The sequence below is a fragment of the Acidimicrobiia bacterium genome (genome assembly GCA_036396535.1).
Lineage (GTDB): Bacteria > Actinomycetota > Acidimicrobiia > Spongiisociales > UBA5794 > DASWKR01.
In genome coordinates, this window is record DASWKR010000025.1 from 59766 (window position 1) to 76501 (window position 16736).

A 16736-nucleotide genomic window follows, 5' to 3' on the forward strand; every position below is an offset into this window, starting at 1 on the left:
TCAACCCTTGACCGCGCCTTGGGTGAGCCCCGAGACGATGTAGCGCTGCAGGAAGATGAACAGGATGATCACCGGGACACCCGCAAGTATCGAGCCTGCGGCAAAGGGGCCCCAGCGTTCCGTGAACCCGTCGAGCAGGTAGCGGGAGAGGCCGACCGCAAGCGTGAAATGGCTGGGGTCGCCCTGGCCGAGGATCGCCGATGCCAGGATGTACTCGTTGATGGCGAAGATGAAGCCGAGCAGGAACATCACCGCCAGTATCGGCGCTGCGAGCGGCAGGATGATCCTGAAGAAGATCTGGCCGTGGGTTGCGCCATCGACCTTCGCCGACTCGTCCAACGAGCTCGGGATGGTGTCGAAGAATCCCTTCATCAGCCAGGTGTTCACCCCCATCGCCCCTCCCATGTACACGAGGATGAGGCCGATGAGCGTTCCGAGGCCGACCGCAGGGAAGAAGTTCGAGATCGAGTCCATCATCAAGAAGATGGCGATGAACGCCAGTAGCTGAGGGAACATCTGGATGAGGAGCACGGTGAGCAGTCCGACCCGCCTTCCGGTGAAGCGCATCCTCGAGAAGGCGTAGGCGGCGAACGCCGAGAGCATCATGTTGGCGCCCGCGGCGACCCCTCCGACGACGAGCGTGTTGACGTACCACGCACGGAATGGGACGTCCTCGGACAGCAACTCCCTGAAGTTGACGAGCGACACCGAGTCGGGGATGAGCTGCTGGGTCGTGAGGGTTCCGAGTGGGTTGAAGGCGGCGGACATGGTCCACAGGGCGGGAAAGAGGGCGAACACGAGGGCGCCGAAGGCGACGACGTGGCGCCAGCCGAGATCTCGGAACCACTTGCGGAAAGGCCGGCGGCGCCGGATCGACGTCCCGGCCTGGATGGTCGGCCGGGTCGGGGTTGCCTGTGTCATCAGTGGAGCTCCTCGAGCGCGCGGGTCCGTCTGAAGCTGATCGCCGATACCCCGGCGACCATGATGAAGATGAAGATGGCGATGGCGGACGCGAACCCCCATTGGGCGCCGCGACCGCTCTCGAAGGCGAGCCGGTACGTGTAGCTGATCAGGATGTCGGTGTGGCCTGCGGGCGTCAGGGCTCCCTCGATGGGTGGGCCGCCCCGGTTGAGCAGGAAGATGATGTTGAAGTTGTTGAAGTTGAAGGCGAACGAGGCGATGAGGAGGGGTGCGACTGCCACCATCAGCAACGGGAAGACGACGCGCCGGAATGCCTGGCGCGGATTGGCGCCGTCGATGAGCGCCGCCTCCTTCAACTCCTCCGGCATGGCCTGGAGGGCGCCCGTGGTGATGAGGAACATGTACGGGAAACCCAGCCAGGTGTTCACGAGCAGCACGGACACCTTGGCGAGCGTCGGATCTCGCAGCCACGGGACGTTGGCGTTGATCGTCTCGTTGATGATCCCGAACTCCTGGTTGAGCATGCCGGCCCAGATCAGCGCCGTCATGAAGGACGGCAGGGCGTACGGCACGATGAGGAGTGAGCGGTAGATCCGCTTGCCCCGGAGCGTCGGGTGGTTGAGCGAGACGGCCAGGGCGAGCCCGACGGCGAACGTGAGAATCACGGAGAGGATCGCGAACACGTAGTTCCAGACGAAGACGCGCAGGAACGGTCCGCGGATCGCCTGCGACGTCAGGACCTTGGTGAAGTTGTCGAATCCGACGAACTCTTGCCAGCCGGGGTTGACGGACTCGCCGTCCGGGGATACGAACCGCCCGTCGACGGCCCCGTAGACGACACCCGACTCGTTGCTCGTCAGTCGGTCTGCGTCCTCGTCGTACTCGAAGAGCGGCACGTAGACGGCGGCGGTGGTTGCGGTGACCGTTCGGATGACCCCGACCTCCGAGATCACCTGGAAGGCTGCGATGTCCGACTGACGATCGGCGATCTCGCGGAGGGCGAGCGGGCTGAAGCCGAGAACCTCTGCCGTGAGCTTCCCGGTGTCGTCGACCGGAGCGTCGTTCGGAGGTACGGGATCGAGGTCGTCGGCCGTGCCGATGAAGTGGTTGCCGTCCGGGTCGGTGAGGAAGAAGGCGAGCTCGCCGGCACCTCCATCCGCTGCCACGATCTGGAGCCGGTACTGGAGAGAGCCCGGCACGTTCGACACACGGGCTCTGATCTGGGTGAGGGCCTGCTCCTTCGTGAGGCGGTTGGCGACCGAGAAGTTCGTCAGCCCGATGTACCCGGTGTAGAGCACTGGGATCACTTGGAATATCACGGCGAAGATGGTCCCCGGGATGAGGTACTTCGCGGGGATGGCCCGCTTCGACAGGTAGGCGAAGTCGATGGCGAGCGTGAGGATGGTGACGACCACGATCCCCGGCCACCACTTTTGGGCCCACATCTGGGTGACCCCGTAGAGGGCGATGGCATTGACGGACCCCAGGAAGAGGACCTTGAGGGCCCATCCGAGCGTGAAGGAGGGGCGGGGGACTCGGGGCCCCCGCCCCTCGAGGTCTCCGGCCGCGACCGGTCGCGCCTCACTGGTGAGGCTCGGCGACGGATCGCGGCCGTCGTCTGTCATGTCAGCCGGCGATCAGGGCGCGGATCTGCTCCGCGGCGTTCGTGAACGCCTCCGCTGGGTCGCCGCCGGTGAGTATCAGCTGGTAGGCGTCGGTCCACGCCTGCCAGACCGACCCCATCTCCGGGATGGCCGGCATCGGGTAGCCGTCGGCACCGGAGAGGCCGAAGCCCTGAACGTCGGGGTCGCTGGCTGCGACCGCCTGGAACGCCGCCTCGTGCGCCGGGGGACGATCCCCGACCTCGTACAGCGCCTCCTGGGCTTCCTGCGTGGCCATCAGATCGAGCACGAAGGTGGAGGCGATCAGGGGGTTCTCGGCGAATGCCGAGACCATGAAGCCCTGGACGCCGATGAACGGCTGCATCGTGCCGCCCGCCAGCGGCGGGAACGGGTCGACTGCGTAGTTGACGTCTCCGAACGAGCCGACCGCCCACGGACCTGTGATGGCGAACGGGGTGAGCCCGGAGCCGAACTTCTCGATCATCACGTCGTACGTGACGTCGACGTTCACGACGCCTTCCGCAGCCCACTCCGAGAACTGCTGCGCCGCCGCCAGCCCGCCGTCGCTGTCGATGCCGAGGTCTTCGGCGTTGTAGCTGCCGTCCACATTTCGCCCGAACACGTACCCGCCGAGGGCGGTCACGATCGGGTAGTTGTGGTACGGGTCGCCGTTGCCGTTCTCCTGGAGTGCCAGCGGGATCTCGGCTTCGCCGTCGGCGACGAGCTGCTGGCCGATCGCGATGGCCTCTTCGAACGTGGCGGGCGCCTCGGGGACGAGGTCGGTGTTGCGTATCAGGGCGATGTTCTCGACCGCATACGGAAGACCGAAGTTCGTGCCCTCGTAGTTGAACGCCTGGACGGCGACGTCGCTGAAGTCGTCGGCGACGTTCGAGATGTCGAGCGGCGCCACGGCGCCTGCCGCGACGAGCTCACCGAGCCAGTCGTGGGCTGCGACGACGATGTCCGGGCCTTCGCCGGCAGGCCCCGCCACGATCAGACGGGATCGGATGTCCCCGAACGGAAGCTCCTGGATGGCGACGGTCAGGTCGTTGTCCGCTGCGAACTGATCGGCGAACGGCTGGAGGGCGGGGATCTTCGTCTCGTCCGCCCAGATGACGAGGTCGGCGTCGGCGCGAACCACCGGCTCCGTCGTCGTCGTGGTGTCGCCGGCGACCGTGGTTGTCGTCTCGGCGACGGTGGTGGTCGTCTCGGCGACGGTGGTCGTGGGTGCCTCGGTGGCCGGTGGTTGGGTGGTTGGGGCAGCGGTCGTCTCGCTCGTCCCGTCGCCACCGCATGCCGAAGCGATGAGCGCGAGCGCGAGCAGCAGGACCGCGATGGCCGCTGAGCGGACCTTCATTGGCTTCCTCCTCGAGTTTCCTCATGGGCGCACCGCACAATGGCACTGCGCTTCCCGCATCTAAGCAAGGTCGCCGGAAGATTTCCACAAGTTCTTGCAGAGTTCTTGCATTTCTTGCAATGGCCGCTCCGGGTCGTCACAATGCCGCCGTGAAGCCGAAACTCCACGAGGTCGCCAAGATCGCCGAGGTCAGCGAGGCGACGGTGAGCCGTGTCCTGAACCTGCGTCCCGGCGTGGCCGAGGAGACTCGTCGCAGGGTTCTCGATGCCCTCAGCCGTCTCGGCTACCACGTCGGCTCGGAGCGCGCCAGGCGCTCGGCCGTGGTGGGCATCATCACCCCCGAGCTCGACAACCCGATCTTCCCGCTCTTCGCTCAGGCGATCGAGTCGAAGCTCGCCAGGCACGGGTTGCTCTCAGTCGTCGGACCTGCGACACCCACGACGGCGCACGAGCGCGACTACCTGGAGCACTTCAGCAGGATCGGCGCCTCGGGCGTGGTGGTCATCGACGGCAGCTACGCCAATCGAACGATCGGGTATGCGGCATACGAGAGCCTCCTGGACGATGGGCTTCCCGTCGTCCTCGTCAACGGCATCTACTTCCCGTGCCCGGTTCCTGCGGTCACGGTCGACATCGCCGCTGCCGCCCAGACCGCGGTCCGCCATCTCTTCAGCCTCGGGCATCGGGTCATCGGTTGTGTCACCGGCCAGCTCGACTACTCGAGCTCACTCGACCTGGCATCGGGATACCAGTCGGGGCTGAAGCGCGAGGGTCTCGAGTTCGACGAACGGCTCCTCATCGAGACCATGTTCACCGTCGAGGGCGCCCGCTCGGCGACGGTGGAGTTGACGCGACGAGGTGTCACGGGAATCGTCGCCGGGAGCGACCTCATGGCCCTCGGCGTGGTGGCCGCCGCTGAATCGCAGGGACTGCGGGTCCCCGATGGCCTCTCGGTCGTCGGCTTCGACGGCACCCCGTTGCTCGGCATGAGCAATCCGGCGCTCACGACGCTGCGCCAGCCGGTCGATCGGATGGCGCAGACCGTCGCCATGATGCTCCTCGGCCAGTTCAACGGTGATCGTCCGAAGGCCCAGGTCTTCGAGGCGGAATTGATCGCCGGGGCCACCACTGGGGCGGCGCCGGCGATGGTTCACTGAGAGTATGGCGTAGCAGCGGTCAGGGGATCGCCAGCGTCAGGCGACGACGTTCCTCACGTCAAATACCACTCGTAGGGCACGCCGTAGTGCTCGTGGATCTCCTTCGTCCACGTGGCGTCCGAGAAGTCGGGCCACGCTTCGTTGTCGAACCCCGGAGCACGTTCGAGCTCCGACTTGTCGATGTCGACGACGACGGCTTGGTCGTCCTGGTCGATCGTGACGACATCCCAAGGCACGGCGAACAGCTTGTCGCCCATTCCGAGGAAGCCGCCGTACGAGAGAACCAGGTATGCCACCCGGCCCGTCGGAAGATCGATCATGACCTCCTTGACGTCCCCGATGCGCTCGCCGGTCGGGTTCTTCACCGGGTCACCAGCAAGGGTCCCGGCCGAGAGCACCCTCCGTAGGTCCTGCATGTGCATGCCTCCGTGTTTCGGGTTGCGGCCGGCACCTACCCGAGGGCCGAGGCTGCAAAACGTCGACGGCCACGCCGACCGGGCGACGTTCGGAGAGGCCCCGCCCGCTCAGCCGGTGGTCCACGGTGGTGCCTCACTCGTGTCGGCTCGCAGCATCCAGGCGCGCTCGATCTGCACCCCCGGTGCGTCTCCCACGGCCGCCGTCGGCGTGCCGGCGGCGCGCACGAACAGGGCACCGCCCGCGGTGTCCACCCGATAGTCGGTGTGCGGTCCGCGATACCGCACGTCGCCGACCACTCCCGCCAGAGGGCCACCGAGGCTCACCCAGTCCGGCCGGACGAGCAGTTGGATGGGCCCCTCGAGATCGTGCTCTCCTTCGAGCCTCGCCTCGATCGGCGTCCCGGCGACGGTCACCACCCGGCCGGGTGCGTGCTCGAGGTGGGCGCCGACGAGCGATGCCGGTCCCGTGAGCCGAGCCGCCCACACGTCCACGGGCCGGGCATACACCTCGTCGGGCGTTCCGACCTGCACGAGCCGGCCGGCTCGCAGCAAGGCGACACGATCGGCGAGCGCTAGCGCCTCGCCGGCGTCGTGCGACGAGTAGAGCGCCGCGGCGCCGGAGCCGAGGCGGGCCGCGGCGATCTCTTCCTGGACCGCCACCCGACCGGCCGCATCGAGATGGGCGGTCGGCTCGTCGAAGAGGTACAGGTCAGCCTGCCGCGCCAACGCCCGAGCCAGCCCGACCCGCTGCTGCTCGCCACCGGACATCTCGGCCGGCCGCCTCCGGACGAGGGCATCCATGCCGAGCCTCCGCAACAGCTCCTCGGCATCCGACCTCGCCTGAGCCTTGGGAACCCCTCGCCTCCGGATCGGGTAGGCCACGGTGTCGACGGCGTCGAGATGCGGCCACAGCGCATAGTTCTGGAAGACGAGCCCGATGCTTCTGAGATCCGGGGCGACCGCCATTCCGCGCCGGGCAACCGGGCGACCGTTCAGGACGATCTCGCCATCGGACAGCGGAACGAACCCGGCTATGGCGTGGATCAGGGTGGTCTTGCCGGAGCCGGACGGGCCGAGCACGGCGAGCGTCTCGCCGGCAGCGACCTCGATCGTGAGACGATCGAGAGCCCGATGAGGCCCGTAGTCGACCGTCACGGACCGGCATACCAGGGCGGGGGAGTCGGTCATGGCGCCCGCCTCGAGGCGCTCGATCGACCGACAATCAAGAGAGCCGTGGCGACGAGCAGCGGCGGCAGCGTGAGGTACACCGCCAGTGCCGAGACGACCCCCACGTCGCCGATCTGCTGGAGGTCGAGGATCGCCACGGCGATGGTGTCGGTCCCGGGGCCGTAGAGGAGGCTGGACATCGTCAACTCGTGGAAGGCGAAGACGAAGACGAGGAGCCACGCCCCCGCCAGGGCGGGTCTCATCTGGGGCTCGATCACCGTGCGCACCGCGACCAGCGGCGACGCACCGCTCACCCGCGCCGCCCGGTAGGGATCGACGGCGATGCCCGACGCCGAGCCGGCAACCACACGGTGACCCACGCCCCACAGCTTGGCGACGTATGCGACGAGGATGAGGACGAGCGTGTCCCTGAGTGCGTTTCCGTAGGCCAGGATCATGGCGACCGCCAAGGTCGAACCCGGCACCGCAAACGTGAGGAGCACTGCCGCCGCCGAGAAGCGCCCGATGCTGCGCCCCCGGATGCTGGTGACGACGGCGCCGAGCGCCACGACGATCGATGCCGCCACGGACGCCAGGAGGGCGCTTCGACCGAGCGCCCCGACATAGCGCATTCCGAGCGCTTCTCCGAGGTTGGCGAATGTCCAGTTCGCTGGGGAGGGGGGAAGCCCGACTGCTCGGGTGAGCGCCGAGAGCACGAGCGCGACGAGCGGCAAGACGGTCGCGACCACGACGACTACCCAGACCGCCAGCGAGGCGGCCCGCCCGCTGCGTGACAGAGACGCCACCGGCCCGGCGGGTCCTCCGCCGGAGGGCGCCGGCCCGAGTCGCGAGAGAAGACGGTCGGCGGCGACGACGAAGACCAATGCGAGAAGGACGAGTGCCAAGGCGAGCAGGACTGCCCGAGAAAACGCCTCGTCGCCGGCCGACCTGGCGAGGTCCTGATAGATCCGCGTCGTGGCGGTACGAAACCCGGCCGGCGTACCGAGGACGGCCGGGACGCCGAATGCGTTGATGGCCGCGATGAAGGCGAGCGCCGCCGCCCCGACCACTGCCGGCGCCAGCAGTGGCAAGGAGATCGTCAGAAACGCCGTCCGGCTTCGGGCCCCGCTCACCCTCGCTGCTCGTCCGAGGTCGGGAGCCGCCTGCGTCCTGAGGGCCGCAACGGCGACCAGATAGGCCACCGGCATCGCAGTCACGGCGAGCACCGCGACGACACCGGCTGCGCCGAACAGCCCCGGCATCGAAACTCCTACGGCGTCATCGAGCAGCCCACCTGGGCCATATGCGCGGGCCCAGCTCAGCGCCGAGACGAACCCGGGCACCAGCAACGGGAGGAGGATCGTGATCCTGAGCACCCGGCGGCCGGCAACGGCCGTGCGCTCGGTCACGAAGGCCGCTGCCGTCCCTGCCGTGACTGCCACGGCGGCGACCGCGGCCCCGGTCCAGATCGTGTTGGCGAGCGCCGCCCCTGCTGTGGCCCGGTCGAGTCCGCCCGGCCGGCCGACGGCGAGCTGGTCCGCACCCACCAAGATCAGCTCGAGAAGGGGGCGCCCGACGAGGAGGCCGAGGGCCGCAAGGGTCAGGCCGTTCGCCAGCCACCACCAACGGCGCGTCGTGCTCGCGACCGGTTCAGCGGCCAAAGATCGCCTGGTACTGCGCGAGGAGCTCATCCTGCCTACCGGCTGCCGCCGCCCAGTCGACGCTCACCTGCGGTCCGCCCCCGGCCCATTCGACGTCCGATCGGATCGGTTGCCATCCCGTCGCGGCGATGGCCACCTGCGCCTCCGTCCCGAGAACGTAGTCGACGAACTCCATGGCCGTTGCGGTGGCGCCGGCGGCGACGACCCCGATCGGGCTGTAGATCGCGATGGCCCCCGAAGCCGGCCAGACGACCGTGATCGGGGACCCCGCCTCGACTGCATCGCGTCCGTTGCGGTCGAGCGTCATCCCTGCGCCGTACTGGCCCTCGGCTACACCGCTCACCACGTCGCCCGGTGAGCTCACCTGCACCGTTCCCGCATCGTGCAATGCCTGGTAGTACTCGATCCCGTAACCGTCGCTGAGCAGGAAGTATCCCAGGGCACCGAATGCAGAACCGGCGAATGCAGGATCGGGTATGGCCACACCACCTGCGACGGATCCGGCGAGGTCGCCCCAGTCGGCTGGGGGATCGGTGAGGGCGGCACCGTGGACGATCACGATGCTGAGGAGGCGCGTCCCGAAGAACTGTGGGGCGCGGTACTCCCTCGGAATGACGTCGATCTCGGAGGGGGTCCATTCGAGAAGCAGCCCGTCTGCCGCGTACTGCTCGATCGAGAGAGGATCCGTGAGCCAGAGAACGTCTGCACGGATCGGGCCGTGGCGACGCTCGGCGGCGATCCGAGCCGCCACTTCGGCGGTTGGCGCCCTGAAGACCTCAACGGACGTGCCGGCGTGCGACTCCTCGAAGCCGGTCACGACGGCATCGACCGTGTCCTGGGTGACGGTGGCGTATACCAGCAGAGATGTCGCATCGTCGTCGGCGCCCGATGCCTGCCCCGCACCGCCGCACGCCGCCAGGCCGATCGCCAGGAGCGAGATCCCGAGCGGAGCCGCCGCACGGGTGCCCTCGGCGCCTCTCGGGCTCCCCGCCACTGTTGCTCCCATCGAGTCGAGGATATTGCCGTCGAGCGGCCGCCCGTCCATCGCAACGAGTCGCGATGGTCAGCCAAGAACCGTGGCGGGACCCGGGTGAGCGAGATCGTCGTTCGTCATCGCAAGCCGGCGCATCGAGTGGTGCACGAGGCCGGCGAGCTGGCGGGGCGTGAGACGATCGCAGACCCACTCCCAGTGGAGCGACACCCAATCTCCCGGCGCCAGTTGGTCGGCGAGGCCCCCGGGGCCGACCGAGACGCCGGCCACCTCGGAGCGGGCGGGCCCGAGACCCAGGTGTCTGCCGTCCCACGTGAGTGGTCTGCTCATCACGACGACCCTGTCGCCGTGCACGGCTTCGACCAACCCCCAGCGGATCCGGCACCGGTCGAGGATGTGGAGCGGTTCGCCCCGCTCCGACTCCTGGAGCAGCCCTACCCATGGATAGGTCACGAAGACATGGAAGCTGTGGTGCGGTACCCCGCCCGGTATCGCTTCCGCCATCGCAGACCACCCGGCGCCCACCCGGGGTCGGAACCGCTCCTCCACCGTGTTCCCGAAGTCGATGGTGTCGACCTGATCGAGCAGGCTGTTGCCGACCCAGTAGGCCTCGACGATGTCATACGAGAACGGGTCCCCGGCGCCCGTCTTCTCCGCCATGAGCTTCAGGTAGGGCCACGGCCCGTGGAATGCCCTCGCCAGCCTCGCCAGGCCCGGATCGGTCACCCCCGAATCTCGGTAATCCAGGAGGGCTCGGTGGTCGTCCGGCCCGCAGTATCCGCGCTCGTTGGGCGGATATGCGTATCGGGCGAAGAGCTGCAGCCCGGACGGGGGATGGGGTCGTGTCACGGGTGGTGCGGACGGCTCAATGGGCGCGCCCTCGCTGGGGCTCGCCCTTGCTGGGCGACGCCGACGACCCGGCGAGCGCCATGGGTGAAGCGTGCGAACATCGACCCTCCTCCTTCGACTCTATCCCTCCATCCGGCCCGTCCGGCGACGTGATGGCGGGTGCGCTCCGGTATGGTCGTCTGGTGGCTGCGGTGCCCAAGTCGAGGAGTCGGCCGACGAAGGTCCGATCGACCCTGAGGGGCAGCCCGCGGCGCCTGGTGCTGCCGGTCGCGGCTGCGCTCCTCGCCGCCGGATGCTCCGGACCGGCCTCGGAGGCTCCGGACGCGGCTGCGTCAACCGCAACCAGCGGCCAGGCGACGACGACCACGGCTCGAGACTCGGTGACGACGACCGGCTCCGTTCAAGTCGAGTCGACCGTTGCGAGCACCGAGGCGACCACGCAGACGATCGAGCCCATCCCGGCTGCGGAGCTCGTCATCGAGACATTCGGCGTGCCGGAAGGGTCGAGGCCCCACGACGTCGCCCCGGCCGCCGATGGGGGAGTGTGGTACACGGCCCAGGGCGCCGCGGCCCTGGGGTACCTCGATCCTGAAACGGGAGAGACGAGGCACATCGCCCTCGGAGCGGGATCGCGCCCGCACGGCGTCATCGTGGACGACGAGGGGGATGCGTGGATCACGGACGGGGGCCTCAATGCCATCGTCGAGGTCGACGCCGAGACGGGGGAGACGAGAGTGTTCCCGCTCCCACCCGACCGGCCGAACGCCAACCTCAACACGGCGACGTTCGACTTGGAGGGTCGCCTGTGGTTCACGGGCCAGAACGGCATCTACGGAGTCCTCGACCCGGTCTCCGGCTCCCTCGAGGTGTACGACGCCCCGCGGGGGCAGGGCCCGTACGGCATCGACGGATCCCCGAACGGTGAGGTGTTCTTCGCCTCCCTGGCCGGCAGCTACGTCGGGGAGATCGTCGCGCCCGGCCAGGTGACCGAGCTCGAACCGCCGACGCCGGACCAAGGTGCTCGGCGCATCTGGTTCGACTCGTCCGGCCGGGCGTGGGTCAGCGAGTGGAACACCGGCCAGCTCAGCGCGTACCAGCCTGCCACGGGTGTGTGGGAGACGTATGCGCTGCCCGGTGCCTCCCCGCAGCCTTACGCCGTATACGTCGACGAGTCCGACATCGTGTGGGTGAGCGACTTCGGGGGAAACTCCATCCACCGCTTCGATCCGGTCGGCCTCTCGTTCACGACGTTCTCGCTGCCGAACGACCCGGGCGAAGTCCGTCAGCTCCTCGGCAGGCAGGGCGAGGTCTGGGGGGCCGAGTCGGCCGCGGACACACTCGTGGTCATCAGGAGACGGTGATCACCTGAGGTGCCTCGCGTTTAGAACCTACCGACTCGAACCGCGGCGTTGGTGGCCAAGGCTAGAGATGCGATCACCGCAAGGGCTGTGGTCCCGACGAGGGCTATGAGTCTGACCGTCCACCTGTCGACGCGCTCGCGCCATAGATTGATGAAGATCACGACGCTGATCGCGAACGCCAGGCCAACTCCGATAGAAGCCACGGCCGCGAGAACGGGGCTTTGCCAGAAGGTCTCGCCGGAACGATGTCCCACCACTCCAAGAACCCACAAATGGTAGTAGGCCGCAACCCAAACCCCCGACGCCGTTCAAGAGTGCGAGAACGAGCGTCAAGCCTCGAAGCATGCGGAGGCGCGCAGTTCGCGTGCGATTGGCGTCAACCGACATACCCACTTCATCGGAATCTGCGGACGGCACCTTACTTGCAGATGCTCACCGGCCACTTGACATAACGTGGATTATAGGCGGTCAGATGCCGGCGGCGCTGAGCACGTCGACGACGCCCGTGATGAACCGAGACAGCTCCGGATGAGACACCTCGAACGAGAGGGCCGACTCCTTCAGCCGATCGGTGAAGTCCGGGTCGTCTTCGGGGTTCTCGCGATAGCCGGCCAGTCTGCGCCGCAACTCGTCGGCATCCGGATCGTCCCCGAGGTCCTCGAGGTGCCCGTGTAGCTCGTCGAGGTGCTTCCAGATCTCTTCGCTCACTTCAGACTCCCTCTCGATGAGCTTCAACTCTATCCGCGGCTGGTGTCGGAACCCGTCCCTCGTTACGTCACTGTGACGTAACGGCGCTCACGTCACTCGTCGCCGCCGAGAGCGCGCGGCTCGACCCGAGCACCTCGCAGCGGGAGCGCCCCTTCCAAGAGATGCACGTAGGCGTCGGCGTAGTCCTGGAGCTTCGAGGACTCGCCGAGGTCGCGCTCGACGTCCTCGAGTGCCGCCTCGAGGACGAACAGCTTGTCGCGGAGACGATCGAGGTCCGACCGCGAGACGAGCACGTCGTCCGTACCGAGCCCGAGCCGAGCGGCCGCCCGGCGCGCCTCGAAGTGTCGTTGGCGGTGGGATCGCTTGCAGAAGCGCCGCGGCCTGCCCGGCCCGCCCGGGGGAGCGATCTCTCCCCCGCACCAGGCACATCTGGCAATGCGAGTCTCATATGAATCCGTCACAGTGACGATACTAGCCACCCTCCGAGCGAGACGCCAGGGAGCCCGGCTCAGCTCTCGGCCAGCCGACAGCCTGCCGCTCCACAACCATCCGGCACGACCTCGAGCAGTGCGGCCGGCTCCGGAGCGCCGACGAGGCGTCGCACGAAGCTCACCCTGGTCTCCCCCTCCGGGACGGCGAACCCGACGAGGCTCCCCCGCCAGGAGGCTGTCGACGACTCGTCGGGGACGATCTCGGCGAACTCGTCACTCCATACCCATGCCATCGCGACCTCCTCCCCGCTCTCCTGGAGGCCACCGTATCGCGGCTGTCAAACGCCCAGCCGGCGACGTGCCGAGAGCGCGGATGCGACGAGAACCGGCACGGCGTCGCGACTGCGGGGCCGCTTGGTGGCAGCCCCGCATCGCACCACCGGATCAGCCTCGCCTGTGAAGTGCGGCTCTCCATTGCGGCAGAGATCCGGCAACCGCACCCCGACTAGGGGAGGTCGGGATGCGCACCGGCGAATGGCCCGGCGACCGGCCAAGGGTACCCCGCTATCGATGGCCGCCGAAAGTCGCCGCGGTTCAGGCGAGCACGAAGCGGATTCGCCTGAACCCTCTCCCCTTCGACTCGACCTTGGTGATCTTCACGGCACCCACCTCACTCGTCGACTCGACGTGGGTGCCGCCGTCTGCCTGACGGTCCAGCCCGACGATGTCGATGACGCGCACCTCCCTGAGCTCGGGAGGAAGGAGGCTGACCTTCGTCCTGATGAGACTCGGATCGAGGTCGGCCTCGTGGCGCGGCAGGAAGCCGACGGTGACCGGCAGCGCAGAGGCGAGCTGCCTGTTCAGCTCGGTCTCGATCGGCTGGCGATTCTCCGGATCCCAATCCGGAAGCTCGAAGTCGAGCCGCCCCTCCCCCGCCTCCATGTTGCCGCCGGTGACCGGGCTGTGGAAACGGTTCCAGACAACGCCACACATGGCGTGCATGGCGGTGTGGGTGCGCATCAGGTCGTAGCGGCGCTCCCAATCGAGCTCGCCCCTCAGCGACGTGCCGGAACCCGGCAGGGAGCCTTCCACCCAGTGCCAGACACCCCGATCGTCGGCAGTCACCCTGACGACGTCGAGTCGGTCGTCTCCTACCCAGAGCCGACCCGTGTCCGGCGGCTGACCGCCACCGCCCGGATAGAACACCGTCCTGTCGAGAAGCAGCCGGCCGTCATCGCGGTTGAAGTCGACCACCGCGGCGTCCATCGAAGAGGCGTAGGCATCGATGGAGTAGATCTTCTCCGTCACGGCGTCAGCCTAGGTGCGCGTCGGTACCGACGATCAGCGCTTCGAGGATGGATGGCAGTAGGCCGACGCGCCCCGCAACGGCGGCGACGTAGCATGCTCGCCATGACCGAAGTGATCTCGATGACCGGCGTGCACAAACGATTCGGGCAGACGCGTGCCCTCGACGGACTCGACCTCGCGGTCCGAGAAGGCGAGGTCCACGGGTTCCTGGGCCCGAACGGGGCCGGCAAGACAACCACCCTGCGCCTCCTGCTCGGGCTGCTGCGCGCCGATTCCGGAACAGCCTCGCTACTGGGAGGCGATCCCTGGCGCGATGCCACGGCGCTCCACGGGCGGCTGGCGTATGTGCCGGGAGACGTGACGCTCTGGCCCAGCCTGTCGGGGGGTGAGGTCATCGACCTGCTGGGCAGGCTCCGGGGCGGGCTCGACGACAAGCGCCGTGCCGATCTCCTGGAGATGTTCGATCTCGACCCGACGAAGAAGGGGCGGGCCTACTCGAAGGGCAACCGCCAGAAGGTGGCCCTGGTGGCGGCGCTCGCTTCGAACGTCGAGTTGCTGCTGCTCGACGAGCCGACCGCCGGACTCGACCCCCTCATGGAGGACACCTTCCGCCGCTGCATCACCGACGAGATGAAGAACGGGCGGACGGTCCTGCTGTCGAGTCACATCCTCGCCGAGGTCGAGGCCCTGTGCGACCGGGTGAGCATCATCCGCGCCGGGCAGATCGTCGAGTCCGGCAGCTTGACCGAGCTGCGGCATCTCACCCGCACGTCGATCGAGGTCGAGGTGGCCAATCCGCCGACCTCGTCCGCCGACCTCGGCGGAGCCCACAACGTGACGATCGAGGGCACACGCATCGTGTGCGAGGTCGACGCCCAGCACCTGGACGACGTCGTGAGGCGTCTCGCCACCTACGGCTTGCGGAGCCTGGTGGCGCATCCGCCAACGTTGGAGGAGCTGTTTCTCAGGCACTACCGGTCTGGTGGCGACGGCGAGGAGACCAGCGCGACGTGAGCTCTCTCGTGGGCGCTTGGACCCTCGTTCGCCTCATCCTCCGTCGCGACCGGGCGACGTTGCCCGCCTGGATCGCCGTGTTCGCATTGCTCCCGATGGCAGTTGCCTCGACGTTCGAGGAGCTGTACCCGACGGCCGAAGAGGTTGCCAGGGCGGCCAGCCAATTCGGCAGCAACCCGGCGTTCTCCGGCATCCTCGGGCCGGTGTACGGGGGAACGATCGGCTCCCTGGTGGCGTGGCGCTCGAGCATCCTCTTCGTGATCATCGGCGTCGTCAGCTTGCTCACCGTCGTTCGGCACACGAGGGTCGAAGAGGAGACCGGGCGTCGCGAGCTCCTCGGTTCGACCGTTGTCGGACGGCACGCCCCGCTGGCGGCCTGCCTCACCGTGGTCGTCGCCGCCAACCTGGTGGTTGCTGCGGTCGTCGCCGTCACCCTCACCTCGACGGGGCAGCCGGCACCCGGCTCATTGGCGTTGGGCCTGGCGATCGGGTTCTCAGGGATCATGTTGGCGGCGGTCGGGGCCGTGGCCGCCCAACTCACCGACACTGCCGGGGCCGCCCGCGGCATCGGTCTCGCCGTGCTGACACTCGCCTTCGTGCTGCGGGCCGCCGGCGATTCGGCTGGAGACAACGGTGCCGTCTCGTGGCTGTCGTGGTTGTCGCCCTTGGGTTGGGTGCAGCGTGTCCGTCCGTTCGCAGGCGAGCGATGGTGGGTCTTCGTTCTCCCGCTGGCGCTCACCGCGGCTTGCGCCGCCGCCGCCTTGGCGCTCTCGTTGCGCCGCGACGTCGGGGCCGGGCTCTTCCCTGCCCGCCTCGGCCGTGCCGAAGCGGCCCCGGGCCTCGCCAGCCCTCTCGCTCTCGCGTGGCGGCTCCACCGCGGCCCGCTGCTCGGATGGGTGGGCGGATTCGTGGTGCTCGGTGCCATCTACGGCAGCGTCGCCGAAGGCGTCGGGGACATCCTCGAGGACAACCCCGACTTGCTCGACATATTCGAGCAGCTCGGGGGCGGCGGCTCCGTCCTCATGGACCTCTACCTGTCCGGAGTCATGGGAATACTGGGACTGATCGCCTCCGCATATGCAGTCCAAGCGGCTCTGCGCATGAGGTCGGAGGAAGAGGAGCTGCGCGCCGAGCCGGTACTGGCGACGGCGGTCGCCCGCCACCGGTGGGTCGGCAGCCACCTCGTATTCGCCTTCGCCGGACCGGCGGTCGTCCTCGTCGCCGCCGGCCTCAGCATCGGTCTGACGTACGGCGCCGTGGCGGGCGACGTGGGGAATCAAGTGCCTCGCATGCTCGGGAGCGCCCTGGCGCAACTCCCCGCTGTCTGGATCCTCGTCTCCATCACGGTGCTGCTGTTCGGGGTCCTCCCTCGCCTGGCAGGTGCCAGCTGGCTGGTGTACGGGGCGGTGGTCCTCATCACATTGCTGGGTGCCGTCATCGGCCTCGGCCAATGGGTGCTCGACCTCTCTCCCTTCACACACGTGCCGACGCTGCCGGGAGGCGAGTTGCTCCTGGCTCCGCTCATCTGGCTCGTCACCATCGGGGCTCTGCTGCTCATCCCGGCGTTCACGGGCTTTCGCCGGCGGGACGTCGGCTGAGGTTCGAGGGGCGCTGCAGGCGATCGGGCGTATCGCTAGACATCCCACGGGTGGAAGTTGTCAAGCGGCTTTGTCGTTGCGGTGGGCCCAGGCGGTGTGTTCGTCGTAGGGGGTTTGGTGGCGGAGGCAGCCGTGGAGGATCCCGACGAGGCGGTTGGCGAGGACCCGCAGCGCC

At 68.1% G+C, this 16736-nt stretch carries 16 protein-coding genes; 4 read left to right on the plus strand and 12 right to left on the minus strand.

The window, feature by feature from the left end:
- The 3 genes from VGC47_03915 to VGC47_03925 are packed head-to-tail and all read right to left on the minus strand — an operon-like array spanning position 1 to position 3900.
- Positions 1-921, minus strand: coding sequence for a sugar ABC transporter permease (locus VGC47_03915; GenBank protein ID HEX9854436.1), 921 nt, complete (start codon positions 919-921; stop codon positions 1-3).
- The gene (gene malF, locus VGC47_03920; protein ID HEX9854437.1) at positions 921-2546 is read right to left on the minus strand and encodes a maltose ABC transporter permease MalF; all 1626 of its coding nucleotides are present in this window, start codon (positions 2544-2546) and stop codon (positions 921-923) included. Before malF ends, VGC47_03915 begins: the two co-directional genes overlap by 1 nt.
- A 1-nt stretch (position 2547) precedes the next feature.
- The gene (locus VGC47_03925) at positions 2548-3900 is read right to left on the minus strand and encodes a maltose ABC transporter substrate-binding protein (protein ID HEX9854438.1); all 1353 of its coding nucleotides are present in this window, start codon (positions 3898-3900) and stop codon (positions 2548-2550) included.
- A gap of 149 nt (positions 3901-4049) precedes the next feature.
- On the opposite strand from VGC47_03925, the gene VGC47_03930 reads away from it, so the two are divergent.
- Complete coding sequence (locus VGC47_03930; GenBank protein HEX9854439.1) at positions 4050-5057, plus strand: LacI family DNA-binding transcriptional regulator; 1008 nt, start codon at positions 4050-4052, stop codon at positions 5055-5057.
- A gap of 53 nt (positions 5058-5110) precedes the next feature.
- On the opposite strand, the gene VGC47_03935 is transcribed toward VGC47_03930, so the two are convergent.
- The 5 genes from VGC47_03935 to VGC47_03955 form a co-directional block, all read right to left on the minus strand.
- Positions 5111-5473: a PRC-barrel domain-containing protein gene (locus tag VGC47_03935; protein HEX9854440.1), complete on the minus strand. Its 363-nt coding sequence runs from the start codon at positions 5471-5473 to the stop codon at positions 5111-5113.
- 108 nt (positions 5474-5581) lie between these two features.
- Positions 5582-6661, minus strand: coding sequence for an ABC transporter ATP-binding protein (locus VGC47_03940; protein HEX9854441.1), 1080 nt, complete (start codon positions 6659-6661; stop codon positions 5582-5584).
- Positions 6658-8301 (minus strand): ABC transporter permease subunit, encoded by a 1644-nt coding sequence (locus VGC47_03945; GenBank protein HEX9854442.1) that lies wholly within the window; start codon positions 8299-8301, stop codon positions 6658-6660. The genes VGC47_03940 and VGC47_03945 overlap by 4 nt, the downstream gene beginning before the upstream one ends.
- Positions 8291-9307 carry an extracellular solute-binding protein gene (locus VGC47_03950; GenBank protein ID HEX9854443.1) on the minus strand — a complete coding sequence of 339 codons (1017 nt, stop codon included), beginning with the start codon at positions 9305-9307 and terminating at the stop codon, positions 8291-8293. Before VGC47_03950 ends, VGC47_03945 begins: the two co-directional genes overlap by 11 nt.
- 57 nt (positions 9308-9364) lie before the next feature.
- Positions 9365-10141 (minus strand): DUF6390 family protein, encoded by a 777-nt coding sequence (locus tag VGC47_03955; GenBank protein HEX9854444.1) that lies wholly within the window; start codon positions 10139-10141, stop codon positions 9365-9367.
- Between the two features lie 182 nt (positions 10142-10323).
- On the opposite strand from VGC47_03955, the gene VGC47_03960 reads away from it, so the two are divergent.
- Entirely contained in the window at positions 10324-11502 is a 1179-nt protein-coding gene (locus VGC47_03960) for a lyase (protein ID HEX9854445.1), read from the plus strand.
- Positions 11503-11970: 468 nt separating this feature from the next.
- Here the strand turns inward: VGC47_03960 and VGC47_03965 are convergent, their stop codons facing one another.
- The 4 genes from VGC47_03965 to VGC47_03980 form a co-directional block, all read right to left on the minus strand.
- Positions 11971-12210 (minus strand): DUF4404 family protein, encoded by a 240-nt coding sequence (locus VGC47_03965; protein ID HEX9854446.1) that lies wholly within the window; start codon positions 12208-12210, stop codon positions 11971-11973.
- A 92-nt stretch (positions 12211-12302) separates the two neighbouring features.
- Positions 12303-12671, minus strand: a complete 369-nt coding sequence (locus tag VGC47_03970) for a hypothetical protein (GenBank protein ID HEX9854447.1) — start codon at positions 12669-12671, stop codon at positions 12303-12305.
- Positions 12672-12718: 47 nt separating this feature from the next.
- Positions 12719-12934 carry a hypothetical protein gene (locus VGC47_03975; protein HEX9854448.1) on the minus strand — a complete coding sequence of 72 codons (216 nt, stop codon included), beginning with the start codon at positions 12932-12934 and terminating at the stop codon, positions 12719-12721.
- A 301-nt stretch (positions 12935-13235) separates the two neighbouring features.
- Complete coding sequence (locus VGC47_03980) at positions 13236-13949, minus strand: alanyl-tRNA editing protein (protein ID HEX9854449.1); 714 nt, start codon at positions 13947-13949, stop codon at positions 13236-13238.
- Between the two features lie 102 nt (positions 13950-14051).
- Here VGC47_03980 and VGC47_03985 point away from each other — a divergent pair, with 102 nt between their 5' ends.
- Positions 14052-14963 (plus strand): ABC transporter ATP-binding protein, encoded by a 912-nt coding sequence (locus VGC47_03985; protein HEX9854450.1) that lies wholly within the window; start codon positions 14052-14054, stop codon positions 14961-14963.
- The gene (locus VGC47_03990) at positions 14960-16561 is read left to right on the plus strand and encodes an ABC transporter permease (GenBank protein ID HEX9854451.1); all 1602 of its coding nucleotides are present in this window, start codon (positions 14960-14962) and stop codon (positions 16559-16561) included. The genes VGC47_03985 and VGC47_03990 overlap by 4 nt, the downstream gene beginning before the upstream one ends.
- Positions 16562-16736 lie beyond the last annotated feature (175 nt).